The 23,706-nt window shown below is 34.0% G+C and carries 28 protein-coding genes; 19 read left to right on the forward strand and 9 right to left on the reverse strand.

Annotated features, from left to right (window positions below; genetic code table 11):
* Positions 1–300, forward strand: coding sequence for a hypothetical protein (locus BLQ19_RS12900; RefSeq protein ID WP_074538623.1), 300 nt, complete (start codon positions 1–3; stop codon positions 298–300).
* 1 nt (position 301) lies between these two features.
* On the opposite strand, the gene aroQ is transcribed toward BLQ19_RS12900, so the two are convergent.
* The 3 genes from aroQ to BLQ19_RS12915 all read right to left on the reverse strand — a co-directional run bounded on the left by aroQ (position 302) and on the right by BLQ19_RS12915 (position 2,052).
* Complete coding sequence (gene aroQ / locus BLQ19_RS12905; RefSeq protein ID WP_025614625.1) at positions 302–715, reverse strand: type II 3-dehydroquinate dehydratase; 414 nt, start codon at positions 713–715, stop codon at positions 302–304.
* 230 nt (positions 716–945) lie between these two features.
* A complete protein-coding gene (locus BLQ19_RS12910; protein WP_024480093.1) occupies positions 946–1,410 on the reverse strand; it encodes a hypothetical protein in 465 nt (154 codons plus the stop codon).
* Positions 1,411–1,536: 126 nt separating this feature from the next.
* Positions 1,537–2,052 (reverse strand): hypothetical protein, encoded by a 516-nt coding sequence (locus BLQ19_RS12915; protein WP_074538624.1) that lies wholly within the window; start codon positions 2,050–2,052, stop codon positions 1,537–1,539.
* 185 nt (positions 2,053–2,237) lie between these two features.
* Here BLQ19_RS12915 and xerD point away from each other — a divergent pair, with 185 nt between their 5' ends.
* Complete coding sequence (gene xerD, locus BLQ19_RS12920; RefSeq protein ID WP_074538625.1) at positions 2,238–3,134, forward strand: site-specific tyrosine recombinase XerD; 897 nt, start codon at positions 2,238–2,240, stop codon at positions 3,132–3,134.
* A gap of 2 nt (positions 3,135–3,136) precedes the next feature.
* Here xerD and BLQ19_RS12925 read toward each other — a convergent pair whose 3' ends face one another.
* Both BLQ19_RS12925 and BLQ19_RS12930 read right to left on the reverse strand, forming a co-directional pair.
* Complete coding sequence (locus BLQ19_RS12925) at positions 3,137–3,622, reverse strand: hypothetical protein (RefSeq protein WP_139150260.1); 486 nt, start codon at positions 3,620–3,622, stop codon at positions 3,137–3,139.
* Positions 3,623–3,740: 118 nt separating this feature from the next.
* Positions 3,741–5,033: an NAD(P)/FAD-dependent oxidoreductase gene (locus tag BLQ19_RS12930; RefSeq protein ID WP_074538753.1), complete on the reverse strand. Its 1,293-nt coding sequence runs from the start codon at positions 5,031–5,033 to the stop codon at positions 3,741–3,743.
* 95 nt (positions 5,034–5,128) lie between these two features.
* Here BLQ19_RS12930 and BLQ19_RS12935 point away from each other — a divergent pair, with 95 nt between their 5' ends.
* The 3 genes from BLQ19_RS12935 (at position 5,129) to BLQ19_RS12945 (ending at position 7,831) form a co-directional block, all read left to right on the forward strand.
* The gene (locus BLQ19_RS12935) at positions 5,129–6,556 is read left to right on the forward strand and encodes an amidohydrolase (protein WP_074538627.1); all 1,428 of its coding nucleotides are present in this window, start codon (positions 5,129–5,131) and stop codon (positions 6,554–6,556) included.
* A gap of 120 nt (positions 6,557–6,676) precedes the next feature.
* Positions 6,677–7,171: an RNA polymerase sigma factor gene (locus tag BLQ19_RS12940; protein WP_074538628.1), complete on the forward strand. Its 495-nt coding sequence runs from the start codon at positions 6,677–6,679 to the stop codon at positions 7,169–7,171.
* Between the two features lie 12 nt (positions 7,172–7,183).
* Entirely contained in the window at positions 7,184–7,831 is a 648-nt protein-coding gene (locus BLQ19_RS12945; RefSeq protein ID WP_074538629.1) for a DUF8845 family protein, read from the forward strand.
* On the opposite strand, the gene BLQ19_RS12950 is transcribed toward BLQ19_RS12945, so the two are convergent.
* Complete coding sequence (locus BLQ19_RS12950) at positions 7,828–8,631, reverse strand: lysophospholipid acyltransferase family protein (RefSeq protein ID WP_029445934.1); 804 nt, start codon at positions 8,629–8,631, stop codon at positions 7,828–7,830. The genes BLQ19_RS12945 and BLQ19_RS12950 overlap by 4 nt on opposite strands.
* Before the next feature lie 39 nt (positions 8,632–8,670).
* Positions 8,671–9,309 carry an NUDIX hydrolase gene (locus BLQ19_RS12955; RefSeq protein WP_074538630.1) on the reverse strand — a complete coding sequence of 213 codons (639 nt, stop codon included), beginning with the start codon at positions 9,307–9,309 and terminating at the stop codon, positions 8,671–8,673.
* On the opposite strand from BLQ19_RS12955, the gene BLQ19_RS12960 reads away from it, so the two are divergent.
* Entirely contained in the window at positions 9,308–10,012 is a 705-nt protein-coding gene (locus tag BLQ19_RS12960; protein ID WP_074538631.1) for a peptidylprolyl isomerase, read from the forward strand. The genes BLQ19_RS12955 and BLQ19_RS12960 overlap by 2 nt on opposite strands.
* A gap of 22 nt (positions 10,013–10,034) precedes the next feature.
* On the opposite strand, the gene BLQ19_RS12965 is transcribed toward BLQ19_RS12960, so the two are convergent.
* Together BLQ19_RS12965 and BLQ19_RS12970 are read right to left on the reverse strand one after the other, a co-directional pair.
* Positions 10,035–10,652, reverse strand: a complete 618-nt coding sequence (locus tag BLQ19_RS12965) for a trimeric intracellular cation channel family protein (protein ID WP_074538632.1) — start codon at positions 10,650–10,652, stop codon at positions 10,035–10,037.
* Positions 10,653–10,654: 2 nt separating this feature from the next.
* Positions 10,655–11,368 carry an RDD family protein gene (locus tag BLQ19_RS12970; RefSeq protein WP_025614615.1) on the reverse strand — a complete coding sequence of 238 codons (714 nt, stop codon included), beginning with the start codon at positions 11,366–11,368 and terminating at the stop codon, positions 10,655–10,657.
* A 33-nt stretch (positions 11,369–11,401) separates the two neighbouring features.
* Between BLQ19_RS12970 and BLQ19_RS12975 the strand changes: the two genes are divergently transcribed.
* The 13 genes from BLQ19_RS12975 (at position 11,402) to BLQ19_RS13035 (ending at position 23,643) form a co-directional block, all read left to right on the forward strand.
* Positions 11,402–12,367: a stage II sporulation protein M gene (locus BLQ19_RS12975; RefSeq protein ID WP_074538754.1), complete on the forward strand. Its 966-nt coding sequence runs from the start codon at positions 11,402–11,404 to the stop codon at positions 12,365–12,367.
* Positions 12,360–13,256 (forward strand): hypothetical protein, encoded by an 897-nt coding sequence (locus BLQ19_RS12980; protein ID WP_074538633.1) that lies wholly within the window; start codon positions 12,360–12,362, stop codon positions 13,254–13,256. The genes BLQ19_RS12975 and BLQ19_RS12980 overlap by 8 nt, the downstream gene beginning before the upstream one ends.
* Before the next feature lie 5 nt (positions 13,257–13,261).
* Positions 13,262–13,999: a DUF4129 domain-containing protein gene (locus BLQ19_RS12985; protein WP_074538634.1), complete on the forward strand. Its 738-nt coding sequence runs from the start codon at positions 13,262–13,264 to the stop codon at positions 13,997–13,999.
* Entirely contained in the window at positions 13,986–15,209 is a 1,224-nt protein-coding gene (locus BLQ19_RS12990) for a DUF4350 domain-containing protein (protein ID WP_074538635.1), read from the forward strand. Before BLQ19_RS12985 ends, BLQ19_RS12990 begins: the two co-directional genes overlap by 14 nt.
* Entirely contained in the window at positions 15,199–16,197 is a 999-nt protein-coding gene (locus BLQ19_RS12995) for an AAA family ATPase (RefSeq protein WP_025614610.1), read from the forward strand. Before BLQ19_RS12990 ends, BLQ19_RS12995 begins: the two co-directional genes overlap by 11 nt.
* Before the next feature lie 71 nt (positions 16,198–16,268).
* A complete protein-coding gene (locus BLQ19_RS13000; protein ID WP_074538636.1) occupies positions 16,269–17,600 on the forward strand; it encodes a DUF58 domain-containing protein in 1,332 nt (443 codons plus the stop codon).
* A gap of 144 nt (positions 17,601–17,744) precedes the next feature.
* Positions 17,745–18,848 (forward strand): toxin-antitoxin system YwqK family antitoxin, encoded by a 1,104-nt coding sequence (locus BLQ19_RS13005; RefSeq protein ID WP_074538637.1) that lies wholly within the window; start codon positions 17,745–17,747, stop codon positions 18,846–18,848.
* 104 nt (positions 18,849–18,952) lie between these two features.
* Positions 18,953–19,846 (forward strand): hypothetical protein, encoded by an 894-nt coding sequence (locus BLQ19_RS13010; RefSeq protein WP_074538638.1) that lies wholly within the window; start codon positions 18,953–18,955, stop codon positions 19,844–19,846.
* Between the two features lie 126 nt (positions 19,847–19,972).
* Entirely contained in the window at positions 19,973–20,758 is a 786-nt protein-coding gene (locus tag BLQ19_RS13015; RefSeq protein ID WP_074538639.1) for an SGNH/GDSL hydrolase family protein, read from the forward strand.
* A gap of 164 nt (positions 20,759–20,922) precedes the next feature.
* Positions 20,923–21,282: a cupin domain-containing protein gene (locus BLQ19_RS13020; RefSeq protein ID WP_074538640.1), complete on the forward strand. Its 360-nt coding sequence runs from the start codon at positions 20,923–20,925 to the stop codon at positions 21,280–21,282.
* A 63-nt stretch (positions 21,283–21,345) separates the two neighbouring features.
* A complete protein-coding gene (locus BLQ19_RS13025) occupies positions 21,346–22,143 on the forward strand; it encodes an ion transporter (RefSeq protein ID WP_074538641.1) in 798 nt (265 codons plus the stop codon).
* 52 nt (positions 22,144–22,195) lie between these two features.
* Entirely contained in the window at positions 22,196–22,606 is a 411-nt protein-coding gene (locus BLQ19_RS13030; protein WP_074538642.1) for a hypothetical protein, read from the forward strand.
* Between the two features lie 224 nt (positions 22,607–22,830).
* Positions 22,831–23,643, forward strand: coding sequence for a VanW family protein (locus BLQ19_RS13035; RefSeq protein WP_074538643.1), 813 nt, complete (start codon positions 22,831–22,833; stop codon positions 23,641–23,643).
* The last annotated feature ends 63 nt before the right edge of the window (positions 23,644–23,706 follow it).

A 23,706-nucleotide genomic window follows, 5' to 3' on the forward strand; every position in this document is an offset into this window, starting at 1 on the left:
ATGAAAAGCATGTACCTAAACCAATCTTCTAGAAACCCTAACAAGCCGTTATTTATAGGCCTACTTTTAGGGATAGGCTGTATTGCTTTTGGCTGCTATTTATATTCAGACTTAGCCGCTTGGGAAAATTCTAATGAAGAAATGCACCTACCTGCATTCTTATGGGGCGTATATGACCATACCGGCAAAATAGGTATTACTGGATTGTTTTCTGGTATTGGTCTTATGAGTATTATTTCTGGCTATAAAAAAACAAGTGCCTACAAAAGGCTCATTAAAGCTACGAAAAAACAAAGGTGATCTATAAAAAACTCTGTATGGCTAAATCGTAACTCTGCAATCCAAAACCTAAAATAACACCTTTAGCTACCGGTGATATATAAGAAACATGTCTAAATTCCTCGCGCTTATGCGTATTAGAGATGTGTACTTCAATAACCGGTGTTGTCACCGCCTTTATGGCATCGCCAATTCCTATAGACGTATGAGTGTAAGCAGCAGCATTTAGCACAATGCCATCGTATGAAAAACCTACGTCTTGGATTTTTCCGATAAGTTCGCCCTCAATATTGGATTGAAAATATTCTAATTCAAGGTCTTTAAACTTAAACTGAAGCTTAGCAAAGTAATCTTCAAAAGTATCCGAACCATATATTTCTGGTTCACGTTTGCCTAAGAGGTTTAAATTTGGACCGTTAAGTATTAGTATTTTCATCAAGTAGTTCTTAGTTGTTTTTTTATTGGTCTGATGCAATTCGCCAATCAACAATAAAGCTGCTAGTGCTTTTTGCCTAGGTTCATTTCATTCTGCTAAATTAATAATTAAAAAGGCATAAAAAAAGCAGAAGAGTATCTTCTGCTTTATACCAAGTATTTTGAACCGTATTCTATCTAATGCACTATGAATACCGAAGTATAGTCACTTGACTAAATACACCACCTATTTTAGTCTAAAACGTATCTAAATCCTAGACCAAATCTAGCGGCTTCAAAATCACTACCATCTCCATTAAAGCCTAAAGCAGGCCTCCAATCAAACGTAAGCGCCAAAGGAACAGTGTTAAATTTAAGATCCATCCCCACCATCGGGCGTACTAAAAAATTAGAACCACCATCATATAAAGTAACCCCTGGTCCTACTCCCGCATACCATTTTAGACCATCGGTGCCTTCTATAGCTCCATGATATTCATAGAATGCCTGGATTAATGTAGAGCCACTCGCAAATAAAACATCAGCTTCAATAGCCGTATCCGGAGCTAAGAAAAATTTAGCACTTGGACCTACAAATGTTTGTCCTGAACCAAAGTCTATCCCTAAGCCTACCGCTGTTTTATAATCTGATTGTGCGTGTAGTTGCGACAAGCCTAACCCACATAAGATAAGCACAAATATTGCTATTCTTTTCATAATCTATTGTTTTACATTAAGAAATCAAAGCTATTTTTTTTAGCTAACACTGCAAAATTTATCCTTTAGTTTTATGCAAAAAAAGGAAGCCAATTGGCTTCCCTTACTATTCAAATTTGTGTATTCTTAGAAGTGTAGTGCAAAACCAATATTGAATTGTAATGCATTTTCATATACATCATTTAATGCAAGATTATATCGTAAACCTGGCTCAAGACTAACATTCTGTCCTAAAAAGATAGCGTAACCACCTTGCAAACCAATATAGCTAGGGTTCTCATCAACATCTTTTATACTTGCTCCTGCATAATCAACCTGAACAGGAATCATACTTGAAATATAGTATTTTGCACCAATCTTGTAACTAAAAGTATTTAGACCATTATCTGCATACCCAAGACCAACTTTTACCGCTAAATCATCAGCTACAAAATAACCACCTTCAGCACCAATAGACCAAGAAGTATCTCCATCAACTGAAGTTAAAGAGAATGCTGTATTTGCCCCAACAGGAGCACCGAAACCAGTATTAGCTTCAATCAACCAACTTCCCATGGCTGTTTGACCACCACCATTTTCATCTTGTGCCTGAACACCAAATCCAAATAACGCCATAGCAGCAATTAAAAACACTTTTTTCATAATTTTAAGATTTTTGTTTATGTTATACTTAGAAATGAAAACGATGACAATTTCATTTTATTTTAAAGTATTTTCTACGGAATACTCAAAATATCTAAATTATTTTATCAAAATACACAAAATCAAGTCATTAGACACTAAAAAAAAGTTTGTTTTTAATCCAATTTTTCAGGTACATTTAACCTATGAAATGGAACAATGCATTGAGAGATTATCAAAACTATTTAAAAATAGAGCGTGGTTTATCTGAAAATTCTATCAGCAGCTATTCTCTAGACCTACAAAAACTACTTTTATTTTTGGAAGCAAATAAGATAGTCACCTCTCCTATTCAAATAGATAAGCATATTGTTCAACAATTTATTTACGAAATTTCTAAAGATGTAAATCCACGTTCTCAAGCTCGGATCATTTCGGGCTTAAAAAGTTTTTTTAATTACTTAGTTTTTGAAGACTATAGAACAGACAACCCTTTAGAATTAATAGAGTCTCCTAAAACAGGTAGAAAATTACCAGACACCCTTTCTGAAGATGAAATCAATGATTTAATCGCGGCTATAAATCTGTCTACCCCTGAAGGAGAACGAAACAGAGCTATTTTAGAAACTTTGTATGGTTGTGGACTAAGAGTATCAGAACTCGTCAACCTTAAAATTTCTGATTTATTTTTTGACGAAGACTTCATTAAAGTTACGGGTAAGGGAGATAAGCAGCGTTTTGTTCCTATTAGCGAAATCAATAAAAAATACATCACTTTATATAAGAATGAAATAAGAGTACATCTAAACATTCAAAAGGGCTTTGAAGACATCCTGTTTCTTAACAGAAGAGGTAAACAACTGACTAGGGCTATGATTTTCACCATTATAAAGCAATTAGCTGTAAAAATCGATTTAAAGAAAACCATTAGTCCACACACCTTTAGACATTCATTTGCTACACATTTATTAAAAAACGGAGCAGATTTGAGAGCAATTCAACAGATGTTAGGACACGAAAGTATTACTACTACAGAAGTATACATGCATGTAGACCGGTCTCATTTAGCTCAAGTACTAAATGAGTTTCATCCAAGAAAGTAACTTTAGAATTTTAAGGTTGTTCCTAGCTTTATTAAACTGCTATTATAATTATTATTAAAATTCTGCTTTCCTATTATAGTTTCGCTCATGAGTTCTATCAATAAATTCTCCTGCACCTCATAACTTAGTCCATTCATAGCACTAAAATTCATGGTGCTGTTTGCGCCTCCCACAATATTACGTTCCATAATCATTTCCGCCCCTGTTAATATACTAAGCTTTCCTATAATAGGTTTACGAAATAGCAATTGAGGTTTAAAAACATCTCCCATCGCATTGGTATCATAATACCCTCTTAACATCAATGCATTTTTTTCATTGATCTTCCAGTCCATTATAAAACTAGAGTGCTGTTCATCATTAGCGAAATTAGCATACCCGATAGAGGAAATAGAAAAACTTCCTAAACTTTTAGGTTTCTTTTCTTCTTGGGCGTTTAGGCTTATAAGCCCTAACGCAAAAGTAAACGGCAGTAATAATTTGATCATTGTAGTAGTTTTAGGAAACATAATGCAAGAAAAATAACTAAAAACAACTACTAATCATATTGTAGTAGAGAATATTACCCTAATATTAACATACTGCATCGAAAACACCCCATCAGGATTACTCTTTAAACATGGTGTAATCTCTCTTATAAGGCCTAATAATTAAACGTGCTTCGCGATCAAAACGAACATAATTATATACCCAATTTATAAATACCACCATACGGTTTCTAAATCCTATTAAAAAGAATAGATGTACAAACATCCAAACAAACCAAGCAAAAATTCCTTGAAATTTATACGCATCTAAATCTACTACCGCTTTATTTCTGCCAATAGTAGCCATACTTCCTTTGTCCTTATATACAAAGGGCTTTAAAGGTTTATTCTCTAACAGATATGTTAAGTTTTTACCTAAATTTTTACCTTGTTGCATTGCAGGTTGTGCCATCATAGGATGCCCACAAGGGTAGTCTGGAAGTTCCATTCCAGCAACATCCCCTACTGCAAAAATATTTTCATGACCAATTACTTGGCTAAACTCATTTACTTTAATCCGGTTGCCTCGTATTAATAATTTTTCCGCATCGAGACCTTTTATGGCTGCTCCTTTTACGCCAGCTGCCCAAACAAGGGTTGCAGCTTCAAAAGATAATTTGGTTTGCGTTGTTGCGAGCTTACCATCATAACTTTTTACGCGTGTATTTTTCCAAACTTGCACCCCTAACTCTTCTAAAAAATCTTCCGCTTTTTGAGAGGCCTTTTCACTCATCTCCTTTAAAATGCGGTCACCAGATTGCACTAAATTTATCTGCACCCTTCGCGTATCTAAATCCGGATAGTCTTTTGGTAAAATACCTTTCTTTATTTCTGCTAATGCTCCTGCCAATTCTACTCCCGTTGGACCGCCACCTACAATCACAAAATTCATTAAGGCATCGCGCATATGAAGATCATCCGTAAGTAGTGCTTGCTCAAAATTTTCTAAAATTAAGCTTCTAAGATTCAAAGATTCTGGAATAGATTTCATCACCATTCCATTTTTTTCTATCTCTTTGTTCCCGAAAAAATTAGTTTCAGATCCTGTGGCCATCACCAAATAGTCATAATTAATGGCTCCAATATTGGTAATCAACTCATTCTTCTCTGGAACCACCTCTTCTACATTTGCCAAACGAAAGAAAAAATTTGGATAATCTTTTAAAACTTTACGAATAGGATATGCGATGGAGTCTGGTTCTAAACCACCTGTAGATACCTGATATAATAAAGGTTGAAAAGTATGATAGTTATTTTTATCTAAAAGTAAAACTTGCACTTCTTTCTTACTTAGCTCTTTAGCTAAAGAAATACCTGCAAAACCACCTCCTATAATTATGATCCGGGGGAAATTACTTTTGGGAATATTCATTGCGCTCATAAAAGTAAAAATAAACAATCGGTCTTAGCTAGCATAAAAGAAAATGCTATTTTTATAATGATCTAAAATAGCATAACCCCTTTGCCATGAAAAAACCAATAGTACTTACCGTAATTAGTCTTTTTTGTATGTCTTTGCTTTTAGCGCAAAAAACCAAAGAAGAAGTCTTAAAAAAAATAGACACAAAGGATGAAATTTATACAGGTATTGCACAAAGCATCTGGAATTATGCCGAGATGGGATATCAGGAAGAAAAGAGCAGTGCTTTATTACAAAAGACTTTGAAGCAAGAAGGGTTCTCTATAAAAAAGGGCGTTGCGGGAATGCCAACAGCTTTTATAGCGGAATATGGAACAGGTACGCCTGTAATTGCTATTCTTGGTGAGTATGATGCATTACCAGGACTTTCCCAAAAAGCAACTCCTAAAAAGGAATCTCTCGGTAAAGATGCAGGGCATGCTTGCGGCCACCACTTGTTTGGCACAGCATCTACCGCTGCTACAATAGCTGTAAAAGATTGGATGAAGTCTAACGCGCAAAAAGGAACCATCCGTTTTTATGGATGCCCTGCGGAAGAAGGTGGATCCGGAAAAGTATACATGGTTAGAGAAGGCCTATTTGATGATGTAGATGTGGCCTTACATTGGCACCCTGGGAACCATAATGCCGCTAGTGCCGGTGCGGCTTTAGCTAATAAATCGGCCAAATTCAGATTTCATGGTGTTTCTGCACACGCTGCTGCATCACCTGAAAAAGGCCGTTCGGCATTGGATGGCGTAGAAAGTATGAATGCTATGGTTAATATGATGCGCGAGCATATTCCCCAAGAAGCAAGGATACACTATGTGATAACAGATGGCGGTAAAGCACCTAATGTAGTTCCAGATTTTGCAGAAGTTTATTACTACGTGAGGCATAATAAAAGAGATGTGGTGATTGATCTATTTGAACGTTTAACGAAAGCTGCCGAAGGGGCTGCTTTAGGCACGGGTACTACTATGGATTATGAGATGATTGGTGGCACACATGAATTATTACCCAACCTAAGCTTACAGAAAGTTATGCACGCTAATTTAACTACGGTAGGTGGGTTTACCTATACTCCTAAAGAACAATTATTTGCTGATGAAATTACACGTACATTAGGCTTACAAAAAACAGATATGCAAAAAGTGACTGCTATAGCACCTTATGCTACGGAGGCAAAAGCTTTTGGATCTACAGATGTGGGCGATGTAAGTTTCGCTGTCCCAACGGCGGGACTAAGTACAGCAACATGGGTGCCAGGAACAGCAGCACATAGCTGGCAAGCGGTGGCTGCCGGAGGTACTTCTATAGGCTATAAAGGAATGATGATTGCTGCAAAAACCTTAACATTAACCGCTATTGATGTATTTGAAAACCCTGCATTAATTATAGAGGCTAAAGCAGAACTAGAAGAAAAAAGAGGAAAAGATTTTAAATACATTCCCCTTTTAGGCAATAGAAAACCAGCCTTAGATTACAGAAATTAATGATTTTCAGGCTGTTACTTAGAATTTATACCACAACCGATACGATTTTATCGGTTTTTTTAATTAATACTGTAACAAAACCATAGTTTGTACTACTAATAAGCATCAACCAACCACAACGTGAGTAAAGAATTAGAGCATTCATTTGTAACTGAACTTGAGAACAATCAAAATATTGTTCACAAGGTTTGTACACTGTATACAAATGATAAGGATGCTCATAATGATTTATTTCAAGAGATTGCCATTCAACTCTGGAAAGCATATCCAAAGTTTAGAGGTGATGCAAAGTTTAGTACTTGGATGTACCGTGTAGCGTTAAATACAGCAATAACCCTATACAGAAAATCAAAGAAGAGTATACGTACCATTGATTACGATTCGGTAATATTTAAAATAAAAGCCGACGAATATGACGCAACAGAAGAACAACAGTTAAAATTAATGTATAAAGCTGTAAAGCAATTGAATGATATTGATAAGGCATTAGTCTTTCTTTATTTAGAAGATAAAAATTATACAGAAATTTCTGAAACACTGGGTATCTCTGAAGTAAATGCAAGAGTGAAGATGAATAGGATCAAGACAAAATTAAGAACCATACTTAATCCATAAGATTATAGCATGATGGATGAACTAGAATTATTAAAAAGAGATTGGCAAAAGAAGGAAGTAGAACACCCAAAGTTGACCTACAATGAAATCTATAAAATGCTATGGAAGAAATCTTCTTCTATTGTAAAGTGGATATTTGTGATTAGTATTTTAGAGTTTGTATTACCACACTTACTCTACTTACTGCCCTCTACAAAAAACAATATAGACCTTTTTGGTACTACTGGTTTTGATAACTATTTTATAGGATTTTCGGTATTCTACTATGCGGTAGTTTTCTATTTCATCTACCAATTTTACAGTCGCTATAAAGAAATTTCCGTGTTGGATAATGCCAAGCATTTAATGGCTAAAATCTTAAAAACACGAAGAACTGTTAAGAACTACATTATCTTTTCATTATCAATGGTTTTTATAATGATTGTAATGTTTATGTTGGGTATTTACTTGAACAATGACTTTTCCTCACTCCTTACAGATATGAGTGCTAATGCGGAAAATATCAACCCTGTTGAATTAAAAACAACCTTAATTATTACCATTGGAGTCTTTGGCCTAATTATGATTGCAGTGATGGGAGTTGTGTATTTTTTGCTCTACGGATTGCTTCTAAGAAAGTTAAATAGCAATTATGCAGAACTTAAAAAGTTAGAAATTTAAACACGCCATTTACGTTGTTTATTTTCTTCTTCTAAGGCCGCTAAATCTTTGGCTGAGATTACTTTTAAGAAGGAAGGATGTTGCTCAATAGCATATTCTAATTTCTCAATTATAGCTTCAAAAGATTCGTTTTCGTAGTCTATTTCTAAAGGTGCTTTTACCACCATAGATTGTAAAATACCTTTCTTTTTAACCCGTAATCCTTTTTTATCAAAAGAACGTCTAAAACCATCAATTACCACAGGCACAACAATAGGTTTGTATTTTTTAATAATATGCGCCGTACCTTTTCGTAAGGGTTTCCAAGGCGTAGTAGTTCCTTGTGGAAAAGTAATTACCCAACCATCATCAAGTGCTTTTCCTATATTAGAAATATCACTCATTTTAACCTGTCTGTTTACATCTTTCCCTTCTGCTCTCCAGGTACGTTCTACGCTTATAGATCCTGCGTAGGCCAAAATTTTTGTTAACAAACTTTTTTTCATAGTCTCCGCTGCTGCAACATAATACATGTTAAGCTTCGGTTTCCAGATATACCCTATATTTCTAATATTATTATCCCGACCACTTAAACTAGCATTAAACACATGAAACATAGCCACAACATCTGCAAAGTAGGTCTGGTGATTACTTACGAACAATACATTGGTATCTGGCAGACTACGCAGAATGTCTGCACCTTCTATTTCTAAAGTATTAAAACCTTTATATCGTCTATGCGAGAGCAAGGCTAAAATACGTATCAACCATTTCTTAATAAATAAATTATGTCCAAAAGGATTTTTCTTAAATAGGGGCATCGAAGTTAATTTTGTACCTGCAAAATTACAAAATAAGCTTTATAGTACTTGCTTTAATAACTCTTTTACTTCACTTAACATCATTGCAGTAGCTCCCCAAACCGTGTAACCATTTAATTTAAAGGCAGGTACGTCTATATTCTCCGCATAGGATGTTGTTAAATTTTGACTAAATATTGCGGTATCATCCATGAAATCTTGCAAAGAAACTTCAACTAAGGCTGCAACTTCTCTTTCTTGAATAATAAACGGACTAGGATTTTTATACAAGCCTATATAGGGCTGCACTTCAAAATTACTTGGAGGAATAAAGAGTTCTGTCAATGATTTTATCACCTCTACTTTTTCTGGCAGCACGCCTACTTCTTCATGAGTTTCTCGTAATGCGGTATGTAGTAAATCGGGATCAAACTTCTCTGCTTTACCTCCAGGAAAACCAATTTGATTGGAATGTACCCCTTTATAGGTTTTCCTTAAAATTAATAACAAGGTAGTTTCTTCTGCCTTTGGATAGAAAAGCGACATTACCGCAGCCTTACGAGCTTTTTTTGGTGCCTTATCTAGTTTTTGTAATTCTTCAATACGGATATCTGGCGCCATTTTATAGTGCGAATCTGCTCCCGGAAGCGGTAGATTTTTTATTTTTGAAATCCGTTTAGAAAAATCATCAAAATTCATGATACAAAAAAAGTTCTATTTTTTAGCCTTCAGCATTGTCCTTTTGGCTTCTTCTTGCAAAGATACGCCAAGAGAAACAACTCCAAATTCTTCTACTTCTGAGATTAAGAAAGATACAATTATTGAAGCACCCAAAGAAATAGAGCCAGAGAAATTTGTGCTAGATGAAGAAAATGCTATACCTTTTTTCTTCGAATATGAAAAAACTTTAAAAGAGGATAAGGTTAAAATAACTACTAATTTAGGCAGTTTTACTATTGAACTTTATGATAACGTACCGTATCACAAAGCTAATTTTATCTACTTAGCCAAAAAAGGATATTTTGATTCTACTCTTTTTCATCGGGTGGTGAAAAATTTTATTATCCAGGGAGGAAACTCAGATAATCCAGAAACAGGAAAGAAACGTGCCGAAATTGGTCGCTATTTATTACCTCCAGACACAAAAAAGGGATACAAACATCATAGAGGTACTATCTCTATGCCCAGCAGTGAGTTAGATAACCCTCATAAATTAGCCTCTCCTTTTGAATTTTTTATTGTGGTAACAAAACCAGGCTCTTATCATTTAGATAGTACCTACACTGCATTTGGTAAAGTCATTGAAGGTATGGATGTGGTAGACCTCATTAATAGTCAACCTGTTGAACAAGGCGATTGGCCAATACAAAACATACACATTCTAAAAGCAGAAGCTTTTTAAGGTATAGCAGTTAATAATTGCGCTAAACTTCCTCAACGGGTTTGTAAATATTTGGTAGCGTAATTTTAAAATGCACCGCCAGTAACCGAACGGTGATTACAATTATAATACCCCCTACATATGGATAGGCGTCTTTTAATGGTAGTTTTTCTAATAAAAAATACCCTATTCCGCCTAAAATACATGCGGTGGCATAAACTTCTTTTCTGAAAATTACAGGAATTTCATTACACAAAATATCTCTTATAACCCCTCCAAAACTAGCGGTAATAGTCCCTAAACCCACACACATAACAGGGTGAAGACCAATGGCAATCCCTTTTTGAATTCCTACCATAGTATATAAGCCAATCCCAATAGTATCAAATAAAAATAAAGACCTACGCAGGTATTTTAATTGATTTCTAAAAATAACGGCAGCCGTTACGCTCCCTAATATGGTAGCTAAGTAAACCATATCCTGCAACCACACTACAGGAGTACTTCCTATTAAAATATCACGCAGCGTACCTCCACCAACTGCAGTAACGAAGGCAATAATAAACACTCCGAAAATGTCTAGCCTTTTATCCATCGCCATCATCACTCCTGAAATAGAGAACGCAATAATCCCTAAAATATCAATTGCAAAATAAAACATATCTAATCTTGTGTGTAATAACTATAATCTTTAATAACAATATCTACAAATTCTATAGCCATGATATCTGTCGTAATTACAGCTACATCTTTAATTTTTTTACTTAATTCTACAATCACGTTATGATCTCCTTTTCTACGGGCATCATCAAACATTTGCTTAATGGTTTGCATTTCGCGATCACTAAATACCGTTACTTGAGGAAACTTAGGCACATAACCTTCTGGTAATTCTCTTAGCACAGTATCTCTAATACTTATTCTTTTCTTCTCACTAATAACGGTGGTCCCTGCAGCCATATCTCCTACGCGTTGGCCATTACCACGTAGCAAAATTGTTAATACCGCAACCCCACCTGAGCTTAAAGATATATCCAAAATTCGCAAAATCCATCGAACAAAATAATTTGCAAATGTAGGGTTAGATCCGTCAAGTTTCACCACTCTAATTTTTAAAGCACTTTTCCCAACCGTTTTACCATTATTAAAGGTTTCCAATAATAAATAGTACAAAAACGGAGGTAAGGAAAACAGCATATACATCGTCCAAGAATCTCCAGAATCTAAATCTAAAGAAACCATAAGGATTATAACCAAGATATAATAAGCTACAATTATGAGGGTATCGATTAAAAACGCCAGCATTCTATCCCCTAAATGAGCCGTATTTTGACTTATACTAATATTTTGAGCGGTTTCTATTTGAAATTGTTCCATATTTTACTTTCTTTGAGTAAATACCCAAGGTTAATGCGCGAGGCTGCTTTCGTCAAACAAAATAAAGACAAATGGACAACTTTTGAAAATGTCCTAGCAAAGAAAACAGAAATAAATCCTGATGAACTTTCTGACCTTTATATTGAAATTACGGATCACTTAAGTTATGCTAAGACCTTCTATCCGCAAAGTAATACTGAATTTTTTCTAAATGCATTAGCAGGTCAAGCCCATAGGCAAATCTATAAAACAAAACGAGAATCTAAGAACCGTATTGTACGCTTTTGGAAAACAGAATTTCCGACCATGTTTTACCACCACCAGCGAGAACTATTAATTGCTTTTCTAGTCTTTGGTTTTTTTGTTGCTGTAGGTGTTTTCTCTTCGGCCAGCCAAGGAGACTTTGTCCGTTCTATTTTAGGCGATGGCTATGTAAATATGACTCTTGAAAACATAGAGAACAATGACCCTATGAAGGTTTATAAAGAACAAGGGGAGTTTAATATGTTTCTAGGAATAACGATTAATAATATTAGAGTAGCCCTCATGGCTTTTGTTTACGGCATATTGCTGGGTGTAGGTACTATCTATGTACTTCTTAGAAATGGTTTAATGCTAGGCTCTTTTCAATATTTCTTTTTTGAAAAAGGCTTGGGGTGGGAATCTGTAAGAACCATTTGGATACATGGTACTATAGAAATATCTGTAATTATTATTGCAGGTTGCGCAGGCTTAGTCCTAGCCAACGGCTTACTCTTTCCGGGCACCTACCCAAGAATAGAATCTTTTAAAATGGGCGTAGTAAACGGACTAAAAATTGTAGTGAGTACCATTCCCTTTTTTGTCATCGCTGGCTTTTTAGAAGGCTTCATTACAAGACACACAGAAATGCCAGATTGGTTAGCTATCTTCATCATCTTAGCTTCCTTATCTTTGATTATATTTTATTATATAATTTACCCTATACAACTCCATAAAAAAAACCAACCACATGAATAACCAATTTATAGACTTTAAGCAAAAGCGTGAGCTAGGTGATATTTTGTCAGATACTTTTGCTTTTTTACGCACACAATTTAAGCCCTTTTTTACCACCTTTTTTAAAATTGTAGGTCCTTATTTGGCCGTGTTTTTAATTAGTTACGGATTCTATTTTTCTAGCTTCTCTTCTATTATCGATTTTAATGCGAGTACGGAGTATGGCGTTAACCCTTTTGATGTATTTTCAAGCGTTGCTTTTGTTATTGCTGCAATTGTTTTACTATTTTCTGGTATTGCCACCTATGTACTTTCACAAGCTACCACACTTTATTACATACAATCCTATACAGAGAATAATGGAACTATTAACGATTCAGAAATTAGAAAGAATGTCTACAAGAATTTCTGGAGTTTCATAGGGCTAGGTATTTTAGTGATTTTATCAGTAGGGGTCGCCTTTCTATTTTGCTGCATTCCTGGAATATTTTTATATGTACCGCTATCCTTAAGTTTTGCTATTATGGTCTACAGTAAACGAAGTGCTACAGACTCTTTTGGCTACAGTTTTGATTTAGTCAAAGATTATTGGTGGATGACTTTTGCTACTATTTTTGTGGTAGGTCTTATTGTTACTTTTGCCTCTTACGCTTTTAGTATTCCTGCTATTATTTACCAATACTTCAAGATGGGTATCTTTTCTGGAGAACTTGATTCAGAAACTATGGACGTAAATTTTATAGACCCCATCTATATCGTACTTAATTTAGTTTCTACACTCGCACAATTCTTACTTAATATCATATCGCTCGTTGCTATTACCTTTATTTATTTTGACCTTAATGAAATAAAGAATAATGAAGGAACTATGGAACGTATTCAAAAATTAGGAGGAGACTTAGATTCATAAATTCTATGAGCAGACTGCTATTTCTCTTTCTAATTTTCTGTGCTTTTCTAGTACCAGTACAGGCGCAGCAAGATTCTCTTGTACGCTATGACGATACGCGTTTAACAGTAAAAGAAATTACAAAAGATGACCTCAGCACCTATCAAGGTGATCCTGATTTTAATTATGAAGAAAAAGTAAAAGAAGCTTCGTGGCTAGATGATGTTTGGGCTTGGTTTCAAAATATCCTTAAACGCATATTTGAATGGGTCTTTGGTATAGATGCTGCAGTTGGCCCTTTAGCTTTTTTCTTAAAACTGCTTCCGTACCTTTTGTTATCATTCTTGATATTTCTCTTAATTCGTTTTTTTGTAAATACGAATTTGCGCAACCAAAACAACAGTGCAACCAATGCCAATAGTGTAGGCTTATCTGAAGAAGAAAATATTATTAAAAATGAAAATATTGATGATCTTATTGCTAATGCCGTTGCTAATAAAGAGTACCGCTTAGCCATTCGATATTCATATTTGATGATTTTAAAACTCCTTACGGATAAGAATATGATTCAATGGGAATTGCAAAAGACCAATTCAGATTATCTAAATGAACTAACCCAAAACCAATTAAAAACACCCTTTAAAGCAAGTACCCGCCTCTATGAATATATTTGGTATGGTGATTTTACGATAGATGAACCCAAGTATCAAAAAGCTGCCTTAGCTTTTGCTACTTTAAAAAAGAGCATCAATGAAAATTCGTAAGACAAACATCGTTTATATCATCATAGGGATACTCACCTTTGCGCTCATATTATATCTAGAGTATAATAAGAAAGAAGAAATCAATTGGTTCCCATCTTATGTGGCTCAACATAAAATTCCTTATGGGACTAAGGTATTTAATGATATTTTAGAACAGAAATTTACAAAAACTACGCCTATTACGGTACCTCCTTTTCAGTTTCTTGAATCAAAAGGTACCGAAGAAGAAAGCACGTATCTCTTTATCAATAATTCGGTTTCATTCCAAAAAGTAGAATTGGAAGCTCTTCTTGACTGGACTGCTAAAGGCAATACCTTATTTATTGCCTCTTCTAATTTTGAAAAAGAATTATTAGACACCCTGCACTTAGAAACAAAAAGCCTTTTTGGCGATGAAGGTTTGGCGCATGAATTTCAGCACCGTTTGGTAAATCCACAATTAAATTCTAAAATAAAATATCAATTTAAAAAAAGTTATAGCACCATGTATTTTAGCCAATTGGATACGCTAAATACCGTGGTTATCGGAGAAGTATCTAATGGTTCTGGGAGTAATTCAGTTTTTGAAACATACCCCAATAGTGTTCAACAACAATTTGGAGCAGGAAAAATTATTCTAACAGCCTTCCCTATAGCCTTTACTAATTACTTTATTTTAAAAGATAATAACAGAAATTACACGGCTGGAATGTTATCGTATATAGATGAAGAAAAACCAATCTATATAGACGCTTATTATAAAAGCGGCAAAAAATTCTATACGTCTCCCATGTATATATTCTTAAATACAAAAGAGTTAAAATGGGCGTATTACATGATTATTATTGGAGCCTTGGTCTACGTACTTTTTGAAGGGAAACGCAAACAGAGGGCGGTACCCATTGTTAAGCCATTACAGAACCAAACTTTAGCATTCACTAGGACTATTGCAGAAATGTATTATGAAAAGGGAGATCGTAAAGCTATTGCACAACACAAGATAAGTTACTTCTTAGAATACATTCGGTCTCATTTTTATTTAAACACCTCTGAAATTAACGAAGACTTTTTTGAAAATCTCGCGGCAAGAACGCATCATGATCCACATGAAATTAAAGACTTGTTTTTAATCTTCAGCTCAATAAAACACAAAGAATTTATAACAGATGTAGGATTGATACAACTCAATACTGCCATAGAAAATTTTAAAGCAAAAGCTCATGGAAAATAACGATACCAATACAAACGATCTAAGTTTTGATAACAGAATACCCTTAGAAGATTTAAAGAATGCGGTAGAAGCTATAAAAGCAGAATTGGCCAAAGTAATTATTGGGCAAGAAAATTTTATAGAATTATTGATTGTTTCTCTCTTAGTAGAGGGTCATGTGCTTATAGAAGGTGTACCTGGAATAGCAAAAACAGTTACGGCAAAACTGTTTGCAAAAACGTTACAAACAGATTTTAGTCGTATTCAATTTACACCAGATTTGATGCCTAGTGATATTCTAGGAACTTCTATTTTTAATGTAAAAACCTCTGAATTTGAATTTAAAAAAGGGCCTATTTTTTCTAATATTATTTTAATAGATGAAATAAACCGCGCCCCTGCTAAAACACAAGCTGCCATGTTTGAAATCATGGAAGAGGTACAAGTAACTATGGATGGTACTACTTATAAAATAGCCGAACCGTTTATGGTCTTAGCCACACAAAATCCTATTGAACAAGAAGGCACATATGCGTTACCAGAGGCCCAATTAGACCGTTTCTTGTTCAAAATTAAGGTAGAGTACCCTACATTAGAAGAGGAAATAAAGATCATACAAACGCATCATGATCGTAAAGGCAGTAAACCTCAAGGATTAATAAACGCGGTGATTTCTCCTGAAAAATTAATGGACTACAAGCAAAAAATTCAAGAGATTGTAGTAGAAGAAAAAATTATAAAATACATCGCAGAAGTAATTTCTAAAACGCGTAACCATCCTCATTTATATCTAGGAGGTTCTCCAAGAGCTAGTATTGCTACATTAAATGCTGCCAAAGCCTTTGCAGCTATTGATGGGCGTGATTTTGTAATCCCTAATGATATCAAGAGAGCTTTAGTTCCTGTTTTGAATCACAGGGTTATCTTAACACCTGAACGTGAAATGGAAGGCATGAGTACCGATAGCGTAATTAAAATGATTATGGAATCTGTTGAGATACCGAGGTAGTTGAAATAGCCACCAAAAACGGCAGTACACATTACCTTTTTACATTTAAACCTGTAGTTAATTAAGAGCAAATGAATTTTTTAAAATCGTTTTACATACATAATTCCTTTTTTAGGTATATCGCTATTTTATCAGCGTTATTTATTGTGTCGTACTGGGTAAAATGGCTTTATCCTATTGCCTGGATGACTACATTTTTTCTAATAAGTCTTTTTGTTTTAGATATTTTCCTATTGTACCGCTCAAAAAAAGGCATCGATGCCAGCCGAATAGCCCCTCAGAAGCTATCAAATAGCGATCATAATACCATCACTTTAAATTTTAGAAGTTTTTACCCTTTCAAAGTACTTATCACGATTATTGATGAGCTACCCGTACAATTTCAAAAAAGAGATTTTGAATATCATACGATGCTTACAAAAGGAGATAAGAAACAATTTGATTACACGGTACGCCCCGTAGATCGTGGTGAATATGTTTTTGGAAATTTAAATATTTTTGTTTCTTCAACCTTAAAAATGGTAAAACGCAGGTATATATTTCAGAAAGATGAAATGGTTCCGGTATACCCTAGTATTATTCAAATGCAACAGTATGATTTTCTTGCAATGAGTAATAATTTAACCGAATTTGGGCTTAAAAAAATTCGTAGAATTGGACACACTCAAGAGTTTGAACAAATTAAAGAATATATTGCTGGTGATGATTTTAGAACCATCAATTGGAAAGCCACTGCAAAAAGAAGTCAGCTGATGGTAAATCAATACCAGGATGAAAAATCACAACCTATCTATTCTATTATAGATACTGGAAGAGTCATGAAAATGCCTTTTAACGAGCTTAAATTAGTAGATTATGCTATTAATTCAACCTTAGCTTTTTCTAATGTCGCTTTAAAAAAGAATGATAAAACCGGGATGATTTCTTTTTCTAAAAAGATTGAAACTTTTCTACCTGCAGTTCAAAAAATCACCTATTTAAATACTATTTTAGAAAAACTATATAACATCACTACGGCCTTTACAGATTCTGATTTTGGTTTGCTCTACGCACATATTAAAAGAAAGGTAAACCACAGAAGTCTGCTTTTATTATATACCAATTTTGAACATATTTCTGCCATGCGCAGACAGCTTCCTTTTTTAACCGCTATCGCTAAAAAACATGTATTAGTAGTTATCTTTTTTGAAAATACAGAGTTAAAAGAACTTATAGAAACCAATGCAGAAGACATTCAAAGCATTTATCACAAAACAATTGCTGAGAAATTTTCTTTAGAAAAGCGATTAATGCAGAAAGAACTGCAACAATATGGTATACAAACCATACTTACAAAACCAGAACACCTTACCATAAACACCATAAATAAATATTTAGAGATAAAGGCGAGAGGCCTTTTATAACAAACATTTTGATTGCTTCTAGAGATGATTATCTATTCATTAGAAGCGTTTAAAATCTACTTTATCAATAGAAAATAGTATTAAAATTGAGGATATTAATTATTTAGCTTTATTTTTAGAACTTAATAATGAATACCTACCATCATGAAAAACACCATAGTAATCTTATTACTTTTTATTGCATCTACCCTACAAGCACAAGAAACGTATTTGATGTGGAACGATGTAGACACTCAAAGATTCGGAAAAGAAACTATTTTTAAAACAGATAACAAACCGCTAGAAGGAGCTTATAAAATTGCAGAAAATAGTGGTGCCTATACCCAAGCTACTTTTAAAAATGGTAAAATGGTAGGTACTAAGAAAGATTTTGATTTTACTGGTAAATTAGAACAAGAAATTACCTTTAATGAGAATGGGCAAGCAGATGGCAAAAGCACATCTTACTATTCTAATGGTAAAGTATATGAAGATTTCATGTATAAAAATGGTCTGAAAGAAGGCGAATGGAAAACCTACACCAATAAAGGAGTTCTTCAAAAAATAGAATCTTACAGCAGTGATTTAAAGAATGGCAAATGGGTTGCACACCTTAAAGATGCTGGTACCGGAACAAAACTTATAGAAACATCTTACTATAAAGATAATGAAGCAACGGGCAAATGGAATCAAAAAACAGAAGACGGCCGTTTAATCTGGGAAAAAAATTACTCCGATGCTAAAGATTATTCTAAAAAGGAATACTTTTCTAATGGGAAATTAAAATCAGAAGAACTTTACAAAGACAATAAGTTAGACGGTATTTGTAAATATTACAGCTCTGCAGGAATCATCCTTAGCGAGAAAAAATATGAGGCTAGTTACTTAAAAAATCTAGTTAATTTTTATGCTAATGGTACAAAAAAAGAAGTGGCAGATTCTAAAGACGGGCACCGTAATGGTCCTTATCAACTATATTCTGAAGATGGCACCCTTATTCTTGAAGGACAGTTTACCATGGGCTACAAATCTGGTGAATGGAAAAGCTATACAGATGACAAGATGCTCAAAGAAATGTACACTTTTGAGGACAGTAGAAAAAAAGGTCCGGCTAAGACGTATAATGCTGCTGGTAAAGTTGAAAGTGAAGGTGAATACCTAAACCACGTAAAAACTGGGCTATGGAAGTACTACAAGCTTAACGGAAAGGTTTCTAAAGAAACGGAATACAAAAATGGAAATATTGTTTCTGAGAAAAAATACAATTAATTTATAAAGAACAACCACTAAGTACGACAACGGAAATACTTAGTGGTTATTTTTTGCTTTAAAAATACTAAAGCACGCTAATTGTAAGTTATCAGAAATCAACTATGGAATATTTAGAAAAAATAGATTGGCCTTTTATTTGGAGTATAGTAAGAGATACCGTAATTCCACATTCAGGCACCTTAATTTTTAACACCCTCTTATTTCTATTTTTAGGTTTCGCTATTTCACTTACCTACTCCATAGCCATTGCAAAGAAAAAATTACTCAAAAGAAAACCAAAATACTATAACTGGGCTGTGAAATTATACATCCCTATTGTCATACTATCTTTCTTATATGTTTTTGGGCAGATAGGTCTTATCCGTGGCATTTATAAATGCTTAGAAAAAGAGAAAACAAACATTGTCACTGGAATCTACACCAATACTCTAGGTTTTGCTTTTGAAACCGAAGAATCTAAAAATGATTTCATTAGCAAAATACAAGCCACTGCCATAGATACCAAAAACCGGTCTGATGAATTTATCTTTCAATTGAGAAAAGAATCAAAAAATCACAACTCTGGCTATTCGCTCGTAGATTCAGGGAAAAATAAAATAGCTGATTATTTAATTACAAAATATGGTACAGACATTTACAAAGCAGGAGTGTATGCCATGCTTAATCTTGCCGTTGCAAAAGCTGCACATACCAATTTAGATGATGTAATGGCTTACGATGATTTTAGTGCAGGAATGGATTTTCTAATTTCTGTGGGTCATAGAGATATTGAAATGGCCGTTTTAGAAAAATTAGACACTTGGTTTACTTCTTTACTAAGTAATCAATATTGGGCCATGGTAAAGTCTTTACTTCTACTAGCTTTTATTATAGTACTTATCCCTATTGCCGAGTTCTTTATCTATAAACAATGGATTGAACCAAAACTTCTTGAGAAAGAGCTTTTAACGGCGCAAGAGCATAAACCCAATCCCGTAGGAACTCCTCTAGAATAACCTTGTTGTCTATGCGGCCAAGCTATTATAAGGAAAATATTAAAGATTTACTGGCCCCCATCATATGATATAGTAGATAGTAAAAATCTAAAAAAATAGAATAGTAACAGCATCTAGGAATAGCTTATGAATTTAAAATATACTTTAGGAGCCATCTTGACTATTCCATTATTACCTCTTCTATATTTTCAAGGCAAAAAAATTAAAAAAAGTGTTCCAAGGTTACCCGAGGCAAAAAATCCCAAAGGAATTTCAACAACTACTTCAGAAAAAACGTTTCATTTACTCACTATCGGAGAAAGCACTATTGCAGGTGTGGGTGTAGCTACCCATCAGGAAGGTTTTACCGGTAGTTTAGCTAATGAGCTAGCTAGCAAATTACATAAGAATATAAATTGGACTGTATTTGCTAAAAGTGGCTATACTGCAAAAAAGGTAGCCAAGAAAATAATTTATAAAATTCCTGAACAACCTATAGATTTAATTGTTATTGGACTCGGTGGTAATGATGCTTTTGAACTTAATGGTCCAAAAAAATGGAATCATGATGTACGTAATCTTATTAATAGACTTCAAGTAAGATTCAAAGGCGTTCCAATTATATTTACTAACATGCCTCCCATTAAAGAATTTCCTGCCTTTACAGGCTTAATAAAATTTACTATCGGCAATCTTGTAACAATATTAGGAGATGAATTAGAAAAAGTGGTTAAAGATTTTGATAACGTATATTATTATACCCGACCAGTAAGTTCTATAGATCTTATAAAACGTTATGACCTCAAAATAAGTAAGGCCGATTTTTTCAGTGATGGCGTACACCCGTCTAAAATTACCTATCAAATTTGGGCTAAAGATATTTCCAATTTCATTCTACAATCTCCAGAAATAAAAAAAGCAATAGGCTTTTAATTTTTTAAACGCTTACACCGTTGGTTCCTCTAGCATAATTTTTAATTTTACAGAAAGTCAGCGCTTTATGGAGAAAATAACTAGTATTTTTAGTTTTCAGGATTCCAAAATATCCTACAACTAGAATTGTTAACTACCCTAACAATTTGTAGCACCAAAAAAAAATGAACATACAAGAAGAATTAAACGGCGTTCAAATCTATTTTTCACCGAGAATCCTTACCGCAGTGAATGATCAATATGTGAAAGTAGCTAAAATTAAAGGCGAAGATATTCCTTGGCACCATTATGAAAATGAAGACGAACTGTTTTTTATCATCTCTGGAGAACTTTTAATGGAAGTTGAAAATGAACCCAACAAAATTATGAAAACCGGAGATTTATATGCGGTCCCTAAAGGAATTAACCACAGAGTTTCGTCTAAAGAAGAATGTGCCATCATGCTAATAGAAACAAAAACCACCAAACATACTGGTGCTATAGAAACGAACATTACTAAATCAATCCAAGAACAATCCTATTAAAGCAGCCTTTAGAGATAGGTACTGCTTAAAAATTAAATAAATCAACCACCAACACCATTTACATTGAAAAAGAAAGTTCACCATTTCATCAACAACAATCCAATATTCTTAAAATTTATATACGGACTTATCATCCTTAATATTTTAGCCATAATATTAGCCTCTTATAAAGAAATCCGATTCAATTACAGTCAGGTTCTAGAGAATTTCGAATTGTTTTCTGTCGTAATTTTTTCTTTAGAATATGTTATAAGACTTTGGACTGCAGACGTGGAATATAAAAAGGGAAGCGCTTTTTCAAAAAGAATAAAATTTGCAACATCTGCCTATGGTATCATTGATATCCTAGCGATTCTTCCCTTCTACTTGCCTTTATTTTTCCCTTTTGATTTAAAAGTCTTAAGAATACTCCGACTCTTTAGATTACTTAGAATTTTTAAATTAGGTAGGCTTTCAAAATCAATGAAAACAATTACCAATGTTCTAAAAGAAACAAAATCTGAATTATCTATCACTGTATTTGTAGCATTTGTACTGCTTATTCTATCCTCTACCCTCATGTATTATTTTGAGAACGAAGCGCAACCAGAGAAATTTGAAAATATAGGACAAGCATTATGGTGGTCTGTGGCCACACTTACTACCGTTGGTTATGGTGATGTGTATCCAGTAACTGGCGTTGGGAAAATATTAAGTGCTATTATTGCGTTAATAGGAATAGGCTTCATTGCTTTACCCACAGGTATCATAAGTTCTGCTTTTATAGATAAGGTACAAACGGATAAACAAAAAAAAATAGACAATATGCATATTTGCGAATGCCCAAAGTGCGGAGCCAAACACGAAAAAAATGTTATTTAAAAGAAAGCTACAACAACTAATATGGACGTCGTAACCTTAAACATAAAAATATATGGATCAAATTGAATTTCCTGTTATCAGAATCAACAGTAAAAACTGGTCTGACACAGAAGAAGGTATTCCGCTTGAGACCCCCTATATTTACACTCCAAAAACTACCATTTTTAATCAGTTTTATCTAAATAAAGAAGTTGCCGATTGTAAAGGTACCATCTATAAAATCATAGACAGGAAGCAACCTGATAATTTTTGGCGCGTTATTTTTAGTTTTATTCCGGGAGTTTATAAAGCTGAATTAGTCTTTCAAAATACTTCTAAAACAATAACACTACCTGCCTTGAAGGAGGATTTAATTATGGGTATAAAACGCTTTGAAACTGAAGATACCAAAAATATCACCAAAGATTGGATTGCAGAAACAGAAAGCGCAAACAGCATCAGAGAAATGCTTGCAGGAGCATAAAAGAAAACTAAATACTGGTTTCAACATAAAATCAATAAAGGGTTTATATAATTGACGGTGAAAACCTCAACTATCAATTTCTAATGTAATACGAGAATATTTTGATTGAAAAAACGCTATTGTTGATTACCTTATTAGATGAAAAGTCTAAAACCTATTCTATAGAAAGAGTACAACTAAAAAATACTCTGCAACAGTGGAACTAATCTTTAAAATAAATTCTCTTGAACGAAATTGAAAAACCAAAAGATCGCGGACACTTAAGACAAGTTTTAGGGAAGGAATACTTTATTCTCAAACGAAGGTACCATTGGTTATTTACAGATCGCACCTATGCAAAAACGACTACCAATGAAGGTCATGAGCATTCTGTTTTTTACCACAAATCTCTCGTATTAAGACCTTTAAAAGATGTAGATATGTATCTGCAAGAGAATAAAAGAACGAATCTTAGCATAGCCATTAAACATTTGCATGAAATAGAAATAAAACCGAATGAACATTTCTCATTATGGAAACTTGTGGGGCGTCCTACAAAAAGGAAAGGCTATTTAGAAGGGCTGGTATTAAAAAGTGGCGCTATCGATAGAGATATTGGAGGCGGACTTTGCCAATTGGGCAATCTTCTCTTTTGGATTTTTGCTCATAGTCCTTTAACAATTACGGAACGATACCGCCATGGATTTGATGTTTTCCCTGATGTAAATAGGAAGGTTCCTTTTGGTGCAGGAGCTACACTATCCTATAATTATATAGATTTACAAGTTAAAAATGAAACCAAATATAGTTTTGTAATTAAACTATGGTTAGATAAAACACACTTAAACGGTGAGCTATTTTCTAATACTAAAATTAAAGAATCTTATAAAGTTGTAGAACGTAACCATCAAATAAAACAACAATCTTGGGGTGGTTATTCTAGACACAACCAAATAGTGAAGATAACCAATACAGGAGAAACTGAGACAGCCTCCATAATTGTAGAGAATCATGCTATAATGATGTACAATCCGTTTCTACAGAACAAAGAAGAGTAACCCAGACATACAACTAAAACCCGTACCACCCTGCATACTTACACTACGCTAAGAGAAATTGAA

Origin of the sequence: Cellulophaga baltica, assembly GCF_900102165.1 — a bacterium.
In the GTDB taxonomy this organism is placed as follows: Bacteria; Bacteroidota; Bacteroidia; order Flavobacteriales; family Flavobacteriaceae; genus Cellulophaga; species Cellulophaga baltica.

Excerpts from the sequence above, each read along its gene's own strand:
- BLQ19_RS13030 (WP_074538642.1), top strand. The coding sequence starts at position 22,196 with ATGGATCAAATTGAATTTCCTGTTATCAGAATCAACAGTAAAAACTGG.
- BLQ19_RS13015 (WP_074538639.1), top strand. The coding sequence starts at position 19,973 with ATGAATTTAAAATATACTTTAGGAGCCATCTTGACTATTCCATTATTA.
- BLQ19_RS12915 (WP_074538624.1), bottom strand. The coding sequence starts at position 2,052 with ATGAAAAAAGTGTTTTTAATTGCTGCTATGGCGTTATTTGGATTTGGT.
- BLQ19_RS12925 (WP_139150260.1), bottom strand. The coding sequence starts at position 3,622 with ATGATCAAATTATTACTGCCGTTTACTTTTGCGTTAGGGCTTATAAGC.
- BLQ19_RS13000 (WP_074538636.1), top strand. The coding sequence starts at position 16,269 with ATGAATTTTTTAAAATCGTTTTACATACATAATTCCTTTTTTAGGTAT.
- BLQ19_RS12910 (WP_024480093.1), bottom strand. The coding sequence starts at position 1,410 with ATGAAAAGAATAGCAATATTTGTGCTTATCTTATGTGGGTTAGGCTTG.
- BLQ19_RS12980 (WP_074538633.1), top strand. The coding sequence starts at position 12,360 with ATGAATAACCAATTTATAGACTTTAAGCAAAAGCGTGAGCTAGGTGAT.
- BLQ19_RS12955 (WP_074538630.1), bottom strand. The coding sequence starts at position 9,309 with ATGAATTTTGATGATTTTTCTAAACGGATTTCAAAAATAAAAAATCTA.
- BLQ19_RS12930 (WP_074538753.1), bottom strand. The coding sequence starts at position 5,033 with ATGAATATTCCCAAAAGTAATTTCCCCCGGATCATAATTATAGGAGGT.
- BLQ19_RS12965 (WP_074538632.1), bottom strand. The coding sequence starts at position 10,652 with ATGTTTTATTTTGCAATTGATATTTTAGGGATTATTGCGTTCTCTATT.
- BLQ19_RS12995 (WP_025614610.1), top strand. The coding sequence starts at position 15,199 with ATGGAAAATAACGATACCAATACAAACGATCTAAGTTTTGATAACAGA.
- BLQ19_RS13020 (WP_074538640.1), top strand. The coding sequence starts at position 20,923 with ATGAACATACAAGAAGAATTAAACGGCGTTCAAATCTATTTTTCACCG.
- BLQ19_RS12970 (WP_025614615.1), bottom strand. The coding sequence starts at position 11,368 with ATGGAACAATTTCAAATAGAAACCGCTCAAAATATTAGTATAAGTCAA.
- BLQ19_RS12935 (WP_074538627.1), top strand. The coding sequence starts at position 5,129 with ATGAAAAAACCAATAGTACTTACCGTAATTAGTCTTTTTTGTATGTCT.
- BLQ19_RS12985 (WP_074538634.1), top strand. The coding sequence starts at position 13,262 with ATGAGCAGACTGCTATTTCTCTTTCTAATTTTCTGTGCTTTTCTAGTA.
- aroQ (WP_025614625.1), bottom strand. The coding sequence starts at position 715 with ATGAAAATACTAATACTTAACGGTCCAAATTTAAACCTCTTAGGCAAA.
- BLQ19_RS12950 (WP_029445934.1), bottom strand. The coding sequence starts at position 8,631 with ATGCCCCTATTTAAGAAAAATCCTTTTGGACATAATTTATTTATTAAG.
- BLQ19_RS12990 (WP_074538635.1), top strand. The coding sequence starts at position 13,986 with ATGAAAATTCGTAAGACAAACATCGTTTATATCATCATAGGGATACTC.
- BLQ19_RS12945 (WP_074538629.1), top strand. The coding sequence starts at position 7,184 with ATGGATGAACTAGAATTATTAAAAAGAGATTGGCAAAAGAAGGAAGTA.
- BLQ19_RS12975 (WP_074538754.1), top strand. The coding sequence starts at position 11,402 with ATGCGCGAGGCTGCTTTCGTCAAACAAAATAAAGACAAATGGACAACT.
- BLQ19_RS12960 (WP_074538631.1), top strand. The coding sequence starts at position 9,308 with ATGATACAAAAAAAGTTCTATTTTTTAGCCTTCAGCATTGTCCTTTTG.
- BLQ19_RS12900 (WP_074538623.1), top strand. The coding sequence starts at position 1 with ATGAAAAGCATGTACCTAAACCAATCTTCTAGAAACCCTAACAAGCCG.
- BLQ19_RS13010 (WP_074538638.1), top strand. The coding sequence starts at position 18,953 with ATGGAATATTTAGAAAAAATAGATTGGCCTTTTATTTGGAGTATAGTA.
- BLQ19_RS13005 (WP_074538637.1), top strand. The coding sequence starts at position 17,745 with ATGAAAAACACCATAGTAATCTTATTACTTTTTATTGCATCTACCCTA.
- xerD (WP_074538625.1), top strand. The coding sequence starts at position 2,238 with ATGAAATGGAACAATGCATTGAGAGATTATCAAAACTATTTAAAAATA.